At 48.9% G+C, this 14,476-nt stretch carries 14 protein-coding genes; all 14 read left to right on the top strand.

Features of this window, described 5'->3' with window-relative positions:
• The first annotated feature begins 257 nt into the window (after positions 1-257).
• The 14 genes from Q8R10_RS07050 to Q8R10_RS07115 all read left to right on the top strand — a co-directional run bounded on the left by Q8R10_RS07050 (position 258) and on the right by Q8R10_RS07115 (position 14,471).
• Complete coding sequence (locus Q8R10_RS07050; protein WP_305652320.1) at positions 258-1,553, top strand: Wzz/FepE/Etk N-terminal domain-containing protein; 1,296 nt, start codon at positions 258-260, stop codon at positions 1,551-1,553.
• A 103-nt stretch (positions 1,554-1,656) separates the two neighbouring features.
• Positions 1,657-2,106: a hypothetical protein gene (locus Q8R10_RS07055; protein WP_305652322.1), complete on the top strand. Its 450-nt coding sequence runs from the start codon at positions 1,657-1,659 to the stop codon at positions 2,104-2,106.
• Positions 2,107-2,135: 29 nt separating this feature from the next.
• The gene (wecB, locus tag Q8R10_RS07060) at positions 2,136-3,257 is read left to right on the top strand and encodes a non-hydrolyzing UDP-N-acetylglucosamine 2-epimerase (protein ID WP_305652324.1); all 1,122 of its coding nucleotides are present in this window, start codon (positions 2,136-2,138) and stop codon (positions 3,255-3,257) included.
• 86 nt (positions 3,258-3,343) lie between these two features.
• Positions 3,344-4,612, top strand: a complete 1,269-nt coding sequence (gene wecC, locus Q8R10_RS07065) for a UDP-N-acetyl-D-mannosamine dehydrogenase (RefSeq protein WP_305652326.1) — start codon at positions 3,344-3,346, stop codon at positions 4,610-4,612.
• 60 nt (positions 4,613-4,672) lie between these two features.
• On the top strand, positions 4,673-5,899 hold the full coding sequence (locus Q8R10_RS07070; protein WP_305652328.1) for an O-antigen ligase family protein: 1,227 nt from the start codon (positions 4,673-4,675) through the stop codon (positions 5,897-5,899).
• Positions 5,889-7,013, top strand: coding sequence for a hypothetical protein (locus Q8R10_RS07075; RefSeq protein ID WP_305652329.1), 1,125 nt, complete (start codon positions 5,889-5,891; stop codon positions 7,011-7,013). The genes Q8R10_RS07070 and Q8R10_RS07075 overlap by 11 nt, the downstream gene beginning before the upstream one ends.
• Entirely contained in the window at positions 7,010-7,465 is a 456-nt protein-coding gene (locus tag Q8R10_RS07080) for a serine O-acetyltransferase (protein WP_305652331.1), read from the top strand. Before Q8R10_RS07075 ends, Q8R10_RS07080 begins: the two co-directional genes overlap by 4 nt.
• Positions 7,466-9,316 carry a heparinase II/III-family protein gene (locus Q8R10_RS07085; protein ID WP_305652333.1) on the top strand — a complete coding sequence of 617 codons (1,851 nt, stop codon included), beginning with the start codon at positions 7,466-7,468 and terminating at the stop codon, positions 9,314-9,316.
• A complete protein-coding gene (locus Q8R10_RS07090) occupies positions 9,313-10,530 on the top strand; it encodes a glycosyltransferase family 4 protein (protein WP_305652335.1) in 1,218 nt (405 codons plus the stop codon). Before Q8R10_RS07085 ends, Q8R10_RS07090 begins: the two co-directional genes overlap by 4 nt.
• Positions 10,527-11,123, top strand: a complete 597-nt coding sequence (locus tag Q8R10_RS07095; RefSeq protein ID WP_305652337.1) for a sugar transferase — start codon at positions 10,527-10,529, stop codon at positions 11,121-11,123. Before Q8R10_RS07090 ends, Q8R10_RS07095 begins: the two co-directional genes overlap by 4 nt.
• Positions 11,120-11,740, top strand: coding sequence for an acetyltransferase (locus Q8R10_RS07100; protein ID WP_305652338.1), 621 nt, complete (start codon positions 11,120-11,122; stop codon positions 11,738-11,740). Before Q8R10_RS07095 ends, Q8R10_RS07100 begins: the two co-directional genes overlap by 4 nt.
• A gap of 80 nt (positions 11,741-11,820) precedes the next feature.
• Complete coding sequence (locus Q8R10_RS07105) at positions 11,821-13,023, top strand: DegT/DnrJ/EryC1/StrS aminotransferase family protein (RefSeq protein WP_305652444.1); 1,203 nt, start codon at positions 11,821-11,823, stop codon at positions 13,021-13,023.
• A gap of 106 nt (positions 13,024-13,129) precedes the next feature.
• Positions 13,130-14,089, top strand: coding sequence for an SDR family oxidoreductase (locus Q8R10_RS07110; RefSeq protein ID WP_305652340.1), 960 nt, complete (start codon positions 13,130-13,132; stop codon positions 14,087-14,089).
• Positions 14,090-14,213: 124 nt separating this feature from the next.
• Positions 14,214-14,471: a type II toxin-antitoxin system prevent-host-death family antitoxin gene (locus Q8R10_RS07115; RefSeq protein ID WP_305652342.1), complete on the top strand. Its 258-nt coding sequence runs from the start codon at positions 14,214-14,216 to the stop codon at positions 14,469-14,471.
• The last annotated feature ends 5 nt before the right edge of the window (positions 14,472-14,476 follow it).

Genomic DNA, 14,476 nt, shown 5'->3' on the forward strand with positions numbered 1-14,476 from the left:
ATTCTGCCGAAAAGGTCAGTTTCTGTCTTCGTGATGACTGTCAAGTCTTGTAATGGTTCGCATATCTGAGAGAATGACGTGCTGAGTTTTATGGCTTGTTCAGCAGTGTGGATTTCTCTTATTTGGAGAATCTCAAGGAAGGCCTGTTATCTAGGCCAAAGGATCAAGGGGTTGTGAGTGGATTTTTAGCCGCCCATCCCACTCCCACTCCCACTTCTGGCTGCCGATTTTAATCTGTTTGTTAATTCGGAGTTTCAGTGAGTCAGTTCATCCCTGCAAATAACTACAAGCCCTCGGACGAGATTGATTTAGTCGAGTTGCTTCAAGGGCTCTGGAAGCAAAAACTGCTAATTACCCTGTTTACTTGCGTGGTAGCGGCAGGTGCAGCGATCTATGCCTTTCTAGCCACTCCGCAATATGAAGTGCAGAGTCTGCTTCGTCTAACATCCATCAACGATCTGGACGAGCTAAATAGCACTGGTGTGTATAAGTTGGAGCCTAGCGAGGCGCTCAAGCAAGTCGGAGCATCGTTGGATTCTTATGCCACCCGCATAGCTTTCTTTACCGAAAACACTCAGCTTATTGAGCCGCTACATAAGCCTAATCGCAGCCTTCAGCAAGATGTTGATGTGCTTAATGATGGCGGTGGTTTCAAAGTGCTTCAGCCTGATCCGAAAAAGTCTGACAACCTGGCTGCTTTTGTAGGTATTCAGTTAAGGTATTCGTCCAGTGTGGATGGCGTTAAAATTGTCAACGGACTGGTCGAAAGCGCCATCGAGCAGGAGCGAGTGCGCATTGCTGCTGATCTTCGCGGGGTGGTGAGCAGTCGCGTGCGTGAGCTTGAGCGGAAGATCAAGACTGCGCGTGCCGGCTATGAAACGGAAAAATTATCCAAGATTGCCCAGCTGAGCGAGGCGGATACCCTAAAACGCGCGCAGCTTCAAGATGAACTTAAAGCATTGCGTCAGGAACTGAAGACTCTCCGGGGGCAGCGTGTCACGCAGCTTGAGGAGGCCGCTCAGATTGCCAAGGCTTTAAGTATTATTAAGCCTTCCACCCGAAGCTCGCTGGGCGAGGAAGAGCGTGTCAGCACAGTTAATGGCAATATTATTCGCACGGAAGTCTCAAATCAACAGCTCCCCCTCTATTTTATGGGTACCGAAGCGCTAGAGGCTGAGCGCAGCGCTCTATTGCAGCGCCGCTCAGATGATTTCACCCAACCTCGCGTCGCCGAGATTCAGAAGCAGTTGCAACTGCTAGAAAATAATCGACAAATTGAAGTGCTTAAAAAGCGCGAAAACCAAGATCTCTTTCTCTCTGATCTGGCAAAGCTGCATCGAGAGGGGGCTCGCTTAAAGAGTATTAATCTGGATCTATCTACACTTCAATTGGTCCGAATAGATCAAAAGGCAGAGCCGCCGACTAAGCCGATAGCGCCGAAAAAAACTTTGATCATCGGGTTGGGTATTATTCTCGGTGGGTTGCTTGGAGTATTCGTTGCGCTAATTCGCAGCATGCTAATAAATCGTAAGACTCGGGTTGAAGTGGTTTGATTACGGTTTTTCATAAATGCTGTTCACGTTTAATTGAGGTTTAGATAGGGCTTTAATTTTCTGGACTTCACTTGGCTGATTTTTGAATTGAAAGAGAAATACAATGGTTAATAAAGTTGCTGTAAGTGCCTTTTGCTTGATGCTGTTGGTGGGTTGTGACGATTCGAAGAAGGTTGATGGGGGGCAATCGGTAGTGAGTGAGCACCAAGCCGAAGCAGAAAAAAAGGCAAATAAAACTGCAATTTATTTTCCGGGCGGCTCGGGGATTGACTTTGGAATGGTGCCGGTAAGTGACAAGGTTTTGGAGGATAAGAATGGTAAATATAGAGTCGCTGTGTACAAATTCAAAGAGTCGTTTGATGTTGTAGATGCGTCAGTTTCTACTGTTTTGACTGCTGATGGATATGCTCGGAAATTCAATGCCCCTGGAAATAATAAGCTTAGTGTGACGTATCTTAAAAGTGGCAAATACGGTGTTCTTTTTCGGTATGCCACTGTTGTTCGTTCGGATGTTGAGTCTAAAACATTTGTTACGGTTTCTTGGCGCATTTGATTCGTTATTAAATTGGTTGTCGATTAACTATGAAAGCTCTTTGCGTTTTCGGTACTCGCCCCGAAGCAATTAAGATGGCGCCGCTCGCTCTGGCACTAGCTGCCGATAAGCGCTTTGACGCCAAGGTGTGCGTTACTGGCCAGCATCGGCAAATGCTTGACCAGGTGCTCGAACTTTTCGAGTTGCAGCCGGACTATGATCTGAACATTATGAGGCCTGGCCAAGATCTCACCGACGTCACCACTGCCATCCTTCAGGGGATGAAAGCAATATTTAGCGAGTTCAGACCCGATATCATATTGGTCCACGGTGATACGGCGACCACCTTCGCTACGACTTTAGCTGCTTATTATCATCAGATCCCTGTTGCTCACGTGGAGGCTGGCCTGCGCACGGGTAATCTCTATTCTCCTTGGCCGGAGGAGGCCAACCGCAAACTTACTGGTGCGTTAGCGGCTGTCCATTTCGCGCCGACGGAGACCTCGCGGAGCAATCTGCTGAATGAAGGCGTAGTGTCATCTGCCATTCACGTTACCGGCAACACTGTGATCGACGCCTTACTGGAAGTGGTGGCCAAATTAGACACTACTGAAACTTTGCGACAACAGTTTTGTGAACAGTTCGCCTTTCTGCCAGAGGGTAAGCGAGTAATCCTGGTGACGGGCCATCGCCGCGAGAGTTTCGGTGGTGGCTTTGAGCGGATTTGTCAAGCGCTGGCTGAAACGGCCAAAACCTTTCCAGACGTTGAAATCGTTTATCCCGTCCATCTCAATCCCAATGTATGTGAGCCAGTCAACCGCTTGTTGGCAGGGATCGACAATATTCATTTAATCGAACCGTTGGACTACTTGCCGTTTGTGTACCTGATGAACCGTTCCTACCTGATTCTTACCGATTCTGGTGGCGTTCAGGAGGAAGCCCCATCCCTCGGCAAGCCGGTGTTGGTGATGCGTGACACGACTGAGCGCCCGGAGGCCGTTAAGGCAGGTACCGTGAAGTTAGTAGGAACCGAAGTCACGGCCATCACCAGTAATCTACATAGGTTGCTCACAGATAAAGATGCCTATGAACAAATGAGCTTTGCCCATAACCCTTATGGGGATGGCCAAGCCTGTGGACGTATTATCCAAGCGTTGATTAATATTCGCTAGAATCAAATTAAATATTCCCTTTCTGTCAACGGAGGGGCGGGTAAGAGATAAATTTTCCTACCTGATAATAGATCAGAGGAAGAAGCATGCCATTCGAAACCATCTCAGTTGTTGGCCTTGGCTATATCGGACTGCCAACCGCAGCAGTATTTGCTTCGCGCAAGAAGAAGGTGATTGGTATCGATGTCAGCCAAAAAACCGTAGATACCATCAATCGCGGAGAAGTTCATATCGTCGAACCCGATCTGGATATGGTTGTACATGCAGTAGTAACCGAAGGCTACTTGCGCGCCACATTAAACCCTGAGCCTGCGGATGCATTTCTGATTGCCGTGCCTACACCGTTCAAAGGGGATCATGAGCCCGACCTCTCGTATATCGAATCTGCGAGTAAGTCTATTGCGCCTGTCTTGAAGAGGGGGGATCTGGTCATCCTTGAATCTACTTCACCAGTCGGTGCAACCGAGCAGATGGCCGCCTGGTTGGCGGAGGCCCGCCCAGACCTGACCTTTCCGCAGTCCCATGGCGAAGAGTCCGACATCCGCGTGGCCCACTGCCCCGAGCGAGTTTTGCCAGGTCATGTACTGCGGGAGTTGGTGCAGAATGACCGCGTGATTGGTGGCATGACATCCAAGTGCTCTGAGCTGGCGGTGAAACTCTATAAAACCTTCGTTGAAGGCGAGTGCGTCATTACCAATGCCCGTACCGCAGAAATGTGCAAACTGACCGAAAACAGCTTTCGTGACGTTAATATTGCCTTTGCCAATGAGTTGTCGATTATCTGCGACAAGCTCGATATCAATGTCTGGGAATTGATTCGGTTGGCCAACCGTCATCCCCGGGTGAACATCCTACAACCTGGCCCAGGTGTGGGGGGGCACTGCATCGCCGTAGACCCTTGGTTTATCGTCAGTCAGACACCGGAGCAGGCACGACTGATTCGCACGGCCCGTGAGGTGAACGACAGTAAGCCTGAATGGGTAATCGAGAAGGTTAAGTTGGCTGTTGCAGATTTTCTCTTGGCCAATCCTGATAAGACAGCAAAAGATGTAACCATCGCTTGTTTTGGATTGGCTTTTAAACCAGATATTGACGATTTACGTGAGAGTCCAGCAGTAGCAATAGCTAAGAAAATTGCTCTGCTTTATCCATGTTCTGTTTTAGCTGTTGAGCCAAATATTAAAGAGCTTCCAGTTGGTTTGGAGGCGTGTTTTGCTCTTAAGACTGTTGAGCAGGCTTTATTTGAGGCGGACTTGTTGTTGCTGCTTGTTGATCATGAAGAGTTTAGAGCTATTCCGAGTGATAGATTGTCTAGTCGTATATTTATTGATACTCGTGGAATTTGGGGTTTTTGACTTGCTCGTGTCAAAAGTACATGTCGTGAGCTCTTTAGATTTTGATAAGGTTTTATTGGTTTGAATAGGGCTGAGTCGATGCAGGCGGGTGGCGAGTTTTCTTTGCGCGAAAGGTATATAGGTGAGGTGTTGATTTTTTTACTTTTCTTCTCTATGGCCTGCCTGCCTTTTGTCCCTCAAGAACTTGGATTCAGTATTATATTTTTTGTGCTTGCATATATGGGGGGGGGGTTATTTTGGCTGTATGCGGCCTCTCGATATAAGATTATAACTTTGAAAGGTTGTGTTTTCTTCGCTTTTTTTTGTGTTGTTATGTCGCTGAATTGTTGGAAAGCTATTTCTGAAGGAGTCGGAGTTGAGGGTTGGCTAAGGTCTTTTGTTCCAATGGCCTTTTTCTTGTCATCCTTGTTCTTGTATTTCTATGTAAGGATGCTCGGCGCTCATGCGATTTTTTTATTTTTGCTAATCGCATGTTTTGTTTATTGTATGAAATTACTTGTGCTTGATTTTGATTCGATAGTTAGCGTTTTTTCTATTGGCGGTCGTCTTAGTTATTATTCGCTAGATGTGGTTGTCCCTTTTCCTTATTTGGGTGTGATGATTGCTATTTTATTACCTGGTATTTTATTGTGTTTGCGGATATTTTTGTTTTTGTTTTTTTTGTTTTTCGTTTTTATTGTCGGTTATAAGTCGCAAGTTGTGTTTCTGGTGTTTTTTCTTGTCATGCATTGTTTGACGTTTTTTTATGGGCTTAAACGGCTAGCTATTGTTTTTCTAGGTGCTGCGGCTGTACTTTTCATTTGTCTTGGCATGCAGGACTACTTGGTTGAACGTCTAGCTAGCATCGGTGGAGGCGGTGATCAGGTTCGGCTGTTGGAGATTAAATATGCGTGGTCTTTATTTTTAGAGTCTCCAGTATTGGGTGCGGGATTAGGTACTTCAATTCCTTTGATTGAAACTCGCCCGGATTATTATAAGCTTCAACATTTGTGGGTGTCTGATTCTGTTTCTTATATCCATAATTTTTTCTTTTACTTATTAATGACGGGAGGGGGCGCTTTCTTGTTGTTTTTTTCTATTTTCTCATTGTGGGGTGGGGTTTTTCGTATAAGAAGTTACTTTTCAGAAAATGTATATGTACGGCTTGCTGCGTGGACTAGTGCGGGGCTAATAGTGTTTTGGCTTACTTCGGCCTCGTTTAAGCAGATGCAGACGGTTATTATTTTGTGCGTCCTTTTTTCTGTGTCCGCACTATTGTTAAACAAAGGATCTGAGTGTGAGCAGTAAGGCTATTCTATGGGGTGGTGGATATCAGGCGATTAATTTAATTTTACTCGTTGTTCAAGGTTTAGTACTTCCAGGTTTTTTAGGGCTTGATCTGTATGGTGAAGGACTTCTAGTTTCATTGCCAATTATGCTTTTTGGTGGGGTCTGGGAGCCGATAGTTCATCGCTTCTATATTGAAGGTGAGGGGCTGGGGCGTAATATATGGTTTGGTTTTTTTGCTGTTTTTTTTATCTTATATGGCGGTTATGTTTTTTTCAGTGATTTACACGACGCATGGATAGTATTTTGGGTTGGTGTGATTTTTGCCGTTGAATACATGATTTCTATTTTTACTATAACAAAAATGCAAAAAGCTGGGCAGGTTGTTTTTTTGGCTTCCGTTGCGCTGATTGGATTGCTTGTTTCTTGTTTTGTTTTTTTGCTTCCTGTTTCTGGCTTTACAGTGATTGTTTTTTTCTTTCTGTATTTTTTCCCGGTATTTGTATTTGGGATGATAGCTTTTAGAGGCGATTTGTTTAGTTTTGCTAATGGTGTTGTTTTCGGTGCTTTTTTAAATGGTGCACTCGATGCTCTTTCTACGCGATTATTTTACTTGGTGATCAATAATTTTTATGTGCTATTCGTTGGGGTTTTTTATGGGGCCTCAAAGGCGGCGATTATTAAAATAGTTATTTCTGTTTGTTCGGCGTTTAGATTTTCAAGTCCTTATACAATTGGATATTTTTACTCGTTGGCTTTTGGTAGAGGGTTGTTCGGTACTTTGAGAATTTCCTTGGTGCCTTTGTTGTGCTTTGCTGTTTCAGTTTTTATTGCTGTATCTTTAAGTTGGTTGGTTGATGGTGTTGGTGCTTCTTATTTTTCAGGTGACTACTTTCAAATAAAAAATTCGTTTGCCTCCATGGCGTGGGGAGTTCCTTTCTATTTGTGGGCACCGTACTTGACAATTGTTTTTTCTAGGGGGCTTGGTTTTAAATTGATATTTTTAATATCATTTGCTGCATTTTTGATAGGTTTTTTTCTTGGCGTGGGGGAGGGGGGTATGTTTGTTTTTGCTTGCGTCTCTTACTGTCTGCTTCTGCTTTTGCTCGGTTTTTATTGGAGGGTTTTTAGGTGAATGCAATTAAATTATATCGCATTGCTAGGTTTTTTCATGAGAAAAAAATCCCTTTAGTTCCGAAGATAATTAAAGGGGTTATTTTTGTTTTGTATAATTCTGTTGTTCCTTACACGTCGATAATTGGTCGTGACACTAAGTTTGCGTACGGTGGAATTGGAGTTGTTTTACATGGTAAATGTGTTATTGGTAATCGGGTTGTTATTGGTCAGGGCGTGACAGTAGGGCGGAAGCTTGATCCTGAAGGTGTGCCATTAATTGGTGATGATGTTTATATTTCTGCTGGTTCTAGAGTTTTAGGTGGGGTGACTGTCGGAAGTAATGTAATTATAGGTGCTAACTCTGTTGTTATCTCGGATGTTCCGCCCAATTGTATAGTTGCTGGTGCGCCAGCAAAGATTGTAAGAATGGTCGACGTGTCAATTTATGAACTTTTAAAAAATATATATTGATTGGTCATTCTTAAGGTTGGTTTTGTTTTGTTAAATATAAGTACAGCTCTAGCATTGGGGTTCCAAAATCTAGCTCGAGTTGCGTCTTATCGATTAGGCGTCAAAACGGGCTTGAATTCGGTTCGTCGTTTGCGGGCCAGCACTCCGTCGGGGCCATTCTTTGTTCGCATTGAGCTGGGTGCTACCGACTTGCCGCCGGTGCAGAACTGGCAGCACACTGGGCTTTTTTTCAGTCGCTGGAAATGTGCCGTGGTGGCTGCTGCGCCTGATTGGCACAGCAATCCACTCACAGGAACCCGTGTCGCCGCGCCGGAGCGTGACTGGTGGCTAATCCCAGACTTCGATCCTAACGTTGGTGATATCAAACCGATCTGGGAAGCCTCGCGCTTCGACTGGGTTTTGGCCTTTGCTCAGCGGGCTCGCGAGGGTGACGGCGAGTCGTTGGTGCGTTTGAATAATTGGCTGATTGACTGGTGCTCACATAATTCACCCTATAAAGGGCCGAACTGGAAGTGTGGCCAGGAAGCCTCCATTCGGGTGATGCATTTGTCCATGGCTGCACTGCTTTTGGGGCAGATCAAAGCGCCAGCAACGGGCTTGTTGGAGCTGGTGCGACTGCATCTGCAGCGTATTGCTCCGACGCTCAGCTATGCCATGGCGCAGGACAATAACCATGGCACTTCGGAAGCGGCTGCCTTGTTTATCGGTGGCAGTTGGTTGTTGTCCCAGGGCATGGTTGATGGTAGGCGGTGGCAGCGGCTTGGCCGCAAATGGCTGGAAAACCGCGCAGCCCGCTTGATCGAGAAAGACGGTAGTTTCAGTCAGTATTCATTGAGCTATCACCGGGTCATGCTGGACACCTTCTGCATGGTTGAGGTGTGGCGGCGCAATCTGGTATTGCCGCGTTTTTCTGCGCGCTGGTATGAGCGTTCCCTTGCGGCCACCCATTGGCTGCACAGCATGGTCAGTTGGGAAACTGGTGATGCTCCCAATCTTGGTGCCAATGATGGGGCGCGGCTGCTGCAACTGACCGATACTGACTATCGTGATTTTCGGCCTTCCGTGCAGTTGGCCATGGCGGTGTTTGCCGATGCACGCGCTTATGCCGAAGAGGGTTCGTGGAATCTGCCTTTGAAGTGGCTAGGTTTGGAGCTACCGAAAACGGTTGTCGAGCAGGCGGCTAGTCAGGTGTTCGACGACGGTGGCTTCGCTGTGCTGCGTAGCGGATCAGCCATGGCCATGTTGCGTTATCCGCGCTTTCGTTTTCGCCCCAGTCAGGCCGATGCTCTGCATATCGACCTGTGGCGTGATGGTCGCAATTTGCTGCGTGATGCCGGTACTTACAGTTACAACACCGATGCTCAGTGGCTGGACTACTTCCCGGGGACGGTCAGTCATAACACCGTGCAGTTCGATGAGCGTGACCAGATGCCTCGTCTAAGTCGCTTCCTATTTGGTGACTGGCTGAAAACTTCGTACATCGAACCTTTATGTGAGCACGCCGATACGACAACGTTTGCAGCTGGTTATCGAGATGGGCGTAAAGCTCGTCATCAGCGTCATGTTCGTTTGGGTGCTAGTGCTCTGCAGGTGGTGGATCAGGTCGAGGGCTTTAAGTACAAGGCGGTTCTGCGCTGGCGGCTTGAGCCTGGTCAGTGGCGAATCAAAGGCAATAGCCTGAGCAATGGGGTTCATGTGCTGCAAGTTCAGGCAAATATGCCAATTATGCGCTTCGAGCTTATTGAGGGTTGGGAGTCGCGTTATTATCTAGAGAAAAAACCAGTACCTGTTCTGGAGGTTGAAGTCCATCAATCAGGGACGCTAACAACGGAGTATTGCTGGGTCTCATGAACATTCTTTATTTTCATCAACACTTCTCGACCCCTCAAGGCGCTGTCGGCATCCGCTCCTACGAAATGGCTTGTCGTCTAGTGGCTCGCGGGCATCAGGTCACCATGGTCTGTGGGAGTTATGGGGGCGGGGAGACGGGGCTGGCCTTGCCTTTTGTCAACGGTCGTCGACGCGGTAGGGTCGATGGTATTAATGTCATCGAGTTCGATCTTGCTTACTCCAATACCGACGGTTTCGTGAAGCGGGCGTTGACCTTCGCAAAATTTGCCTTGCGCAGTATCGGGCTGGCAATGACTGAGCGTTATGATCTGCTCTTCGCTACCACTACGCCGCTGACGGCTGGTATTCCTGGCATTTTTTCGCGGTGGCTACGCGGTAAGCCTTTTGTTTTTGAGGTGCGTGATTTGTGGCCTGAGTTGCCTAAAGCCATGGGCGTAATTCGCAATCCGCTGGTACTGGGGGCGATGTCGGTGCTGGAGTGGGCTAGTTACAGGTCTGCACACCGGCTGATTGGTCTATCGCCGGGTATTGTCGACGGCATAGCTCATCGTGGTGTTGCCCTCGAGCGAATTGCGTTAGTGCCTAATGGCTGCGACCTGAGTATTTTTGCCGCTGAAGTTGAGCCTTGGCGACCCGAACAGATCAAGTCCGATGATCTTCTTGCGGTGTTTGCCGGTACTCATGGAGTGGCCAATGGTTTGGACTCCCTGCTTGATGCAGCAGCGGAACTGAAGCGCCGCAATCGTAGTGACATCAAACTGCTGCTGATCGGTGACGGGAAACTCAAACCGGCTTTACAGGCGCGTGCGCTACGCGAAGGGCTGGATAATGTGATCTTTCATGAGCCTGTAAATAAGGCTCGCCTCGCTGGTCTGATGGCTAGCACTGATGTTGGGCTGCAGTTGCTTGCCAATATCCCTGCTTTTTATTTTGGCACCTCACCGAACAAATTTTTCGATTACATAGCCGCCGGCGTGCCGGTACTGAACAATTATCCCGGCTGGTTGGCTGGGATAATTCGTGACAATCAATGCGGGTTTTCCGTTGAGCCTGAGAGCGCATCAGCTTTTGCTGATGCTTTGGAGCTGGCTGCTAGCGATAGAACTGCACTAAAGCAGATGGGCTGGCGAGCCACTGAGCTTGCTAAGCGCGAGTTCAGTCGCGAGTTGCTGGCCAATCGCTTTGTTGACTGGCTTGAGGGGACAAGGTCGTGATCAAGCGCCTTTTCGATATCTTTGCCTCTGCCTGTGGCCTGCTACTGCTATCCCCGGTTATTGCGATAGTTGCTTGGCAGATTCGCTGCAAACTAGGCTCGCCAGTGCTGTTCCGCCAGGTGCGTCCTGGCCTAAATGGTAAACCGTTCGAGATGATCAAGTTCCGCACCATGCGTGATGCGCTGGACGCTAAGGGCAATCTGCTGCCTGATTCTGAGCGTATGACGCCATTCGGTAGTTTTTTGCGTTCAAGCAGCCTTGATGAGCTGCCAGAGCTGTGGAACGTGCTCAAGGGCGATATGAGTCTGGTTGGTCCACGCCCGCTACTGATTGAGTATTTGCCGCTTTACAGCGCTGAACAATATCGCCGCCATGAGGTTCGACCTGGTGTTACCGGTTGGGCTCAAATTAATGGTCGCAATGCGCTGGGGTGGGATGAAAAATTCAAGCTGGATGTTTGGTACGTGGAAAACCGTTCGCTGTGGCTGGATTTTAAAATCATCTTGCTGACCATCAAGAAGGTGGTAATGCGTGATGACATCAGTGCCGAGGGTGAGGCGACCATGACGAAGTTTACCGGGAGCGGGTCGTGAAAAAACTGGCCATTCTCGGTGCTAGCGGGCACGGCAAGGTGGTGGCTGATACTGCCGAGTGTTGTGGTTGGCACTCTATTGAATTCTTCGATGATGCCTGGCCTGTGCGCCAAGACAATGGAGTTTGGTCAATAGTGGGTGATACCACCGCCTTGCTCGCATGCCTGCCTGAATATGCAGGGGTGATCGTGGCCATCGGCGATAACCGCATCCGCCAATCAAAGCTGGCCGAGCTGCAGGCAGAAGATGCAGAGTTAATAACGCTGTTGCATCCGGCTGCGACGGTCAGTCGTTATGCGTGTATTGGTGTTGGCTCAGTAGTGTTTGCCGGTGTAGTCGTGAATGCGGATGCAAGTGTTGGCTTAGGCGCCATTCTCAATACCGGCTGCAGCATTGATCACGATTGTGTGTTGGGTGATGCAGTGCATGTAAGCCCTGGCGCGCGACTTGCTGGCGGAGTACGTGTTGGTGACCTGAGCTGGATTGGTATCGGTGCGAGCGTGCGCCAATTGCTGCAGATCGGCTCTCGAGTGGTAGTCGGCGCCGGCGCCGCAGTAGTCTGTAATATTGCTGATAATGCAACTGTGGCGGGCGTTCCTGCACGAGTTGCGCGCTGATTTTATAATTGGCTCGCCCCCACTTTGTCACTGCGAGCTTTTTTATTGTCGTTTTCTAGCTCAAGCCTTTAGGTGTAACCATAGTGAATATTCCTTTCTCTCCTTGGCCCTCCTTCACGGAGGAGGAAGCTAATGCCGTTCGCGATGTGATTCTTTCTAACAAGATTAATTACTGGACTGGGCAGGAATGTCGCGAGTTTGAAAAAGAGTTCGCTGTCTGGGCCGGTAGTGAGTACGCCGTTGCGCTAGCAAATGGCACTGTGGCTTTAGATGCAGCATTGAAAGCATTAGGTGTGGGTGCTGGGGATGAGGTAGTGGTGACCCCCCGCACTTTCCTCGCTTCGGTCTCGAGCATAGTCAATGCCGGTGCGATACCGGTGTTTGCCGAGGTAGATCGGGATTCGCAGAATATCACTGCACAAGCCATTCGAGAGGTGCTGACACCGCGCACTCGAGCGATAATTTGTGTGCATCTGGCTGGTTGGCCGTGCGACATGGACCCAATCATGGCGCTAGCCGCCGAGCAAGACCTTTTTGTCATCGAAGATTGCGCCCAGGCACATGGCGCCCGTTACAAGGATCGTGCGGTCGGCTCTATTGGTCATGTCGGTGCCTGGTCGTTTTGCCAGGATAAGATCATGACCACGGGCGGCGAAGGTGGGATGGTCACCACCAACGACCGGGAGTTGTGGTCGAAGATGTGGTCACTCAAGGACCACGGTAAGAGTTGGAACACCGTGTACGAGCGCGAGCACCCGCCTGGTTTCCGTTGGCTGCATGAGAGTTTCGGCACAAATTGGCGAATGATCGAAATGCAGGCCGTACTTGGGCGTATCCAGTTGCAGCGGATGGCGGACTGGCATATACAGCGCTTGGCTAATGCCCGGCAGATTTGGTCTTGCGCACAGGGAATGCCCGGTTTACGGGTGCCTGAAGTGCCTGTAGATATCGAGCATGCAGCTTACAAGTGTTACGTGTTTGTCGAGCCGCAGCGCTTGGCCAGCGGCTGGAGCCGCGACCGGATCATCGCGGAGCTTAATGCTGCTGGAGTGCCCTGTTACTCGGGTTCCTGCTCGGAGGTCTACCTGGAAAAAGCTTTTGACAATACGGGCTGGCGCCCTCGAGAGCGGCTAGCGGTTGCTAAAGAACTGGGTGATACAAGCTTAATGTTTATGGTGCATCCAACGCTGACCAGTGATGAAATTAACAAGACTTGTAGTGTTTTAACGAGTGTTATGCTTCGCGCGACGTACTTCCCGCCGAATACGAAGCGTGTAGATTAGGAGCGGCTCTGTCGGTGAGCTTTATCACCTTGAGACGTTTATTTTTGTGCTGCTTTTGGGGTGGTGAGCAGTACATTCTGTTGTTGTCAGTTAAGAGAATAATAATGTGCGACTACTACTGACAGGCTCTAGCGGCTTTATCGGGCAGGCCTTGCGACAGTCGTTAGGCGTGAATGTAAATTACAACCTTCGTTGTGCTTATCGGTTTAGGTCAGGGAATGATGTTTTTCCTTTACATGGTGTGGCAGTTGGCGATATCGATGAGTTTACGGACTGGAGTGCTTTATTGGCTGATGTTGAGGTGGTGCTACATACCGCCGCTATTGCCCATATTCAAGGAGCGGTTACTAAACAGCTGCAGTCTGATTTCGATGCGGTCAATACTCAGGCAACTTTAGCCCTTGCTCGTCAGTCTGCTGCTGCTGGTGTTAAACGCTTTATTTTTTTAAGTACGGTCAAAGTGTTGGGTGAGAACACCAGTAATTCAGCTTTTACCGCAGACAGCAAGCCCGTACCTATCGATGCATATGCTTGCTCAAAATGGCGTGCGGAGCAGGGCTTGCGCGCTTTGGTCGCTGAGACGAGCATGGAAATAGTGATTATCCGCCCTGTTCTTGTGTATGGCCCCGGCGTAAAGGCTAACTTTCGCAGCATGATGAGTTGGCTGAGCAAGGGTGTGCCTTTGCCGTTGGGAGCCATTGGTAATAAACGTAGCCTTGTGGCTTTGGACAATTTGGTTGATCTGATCGTTACCTGTATTGATCACCCCGCAGCGGCTAATCAGACTTTTTTGGTTAGCGATGGTGAGGACCTTTCGACTTCTGAGTTGTTAGAGAAAATGGCCATGGCCTTGGGTAAAACATCCCGATTGCTACCAGTACCCAGCTGGATGCTGGAGGGGGGGGCGAGGCTGTTAGGCAAGCAGGCGCTGGCCCAGCGCGTGTGCGGCTCGCTACAGGTTGATATCAGTAAAACCCGTGAATTACTGAATTGGTCTCCGCCGGTTAGCGTCGATCAAGCGCTGCGCAAAACGGCGGAGTATTTTTTACAGCAGCGCAGGTCATGAGGTGGCGATTTATCTATCATGCAAGCTTATGAACCTGCCCGCGGATTGCTGACGGTGAATTGTATGTCATTGCGTACATGTACTTATTTGTGTACGTTTGGCGAAGATTTATGAGGGTTCTAACATGCAAACCATTAACTACACCACCGCACGGCAGCACCTGGCCGAAACCATGGACAGGGTGAGCAACGATAGAACGCCCTTGTTGGTCACGCGGCAGAAAGGCGAGCCTGTGGTCATGATGTCCCTGGCGGACTACAACGCGCTTGAGGAGACCGCCTACCTGCTTCGCTCGCCGGCTAATGCGCAGCGTTTGCTCAAGTCGGTCAATAGCTTGCGTGCAGGTAAAGCACAAGCACGTCAACTTATCGACGAAGCGTAACAGTC

The organism is Pseudomonas sp. (genome assembly GCF_030698175.1).
In the GTDB taxonomy this organism is placed as follows: Bacteria; Pseudomonadota; Gammaproteobacteria; order Pseudomonadales; family Pseudomonadaceae; genus Aquipseudomonas.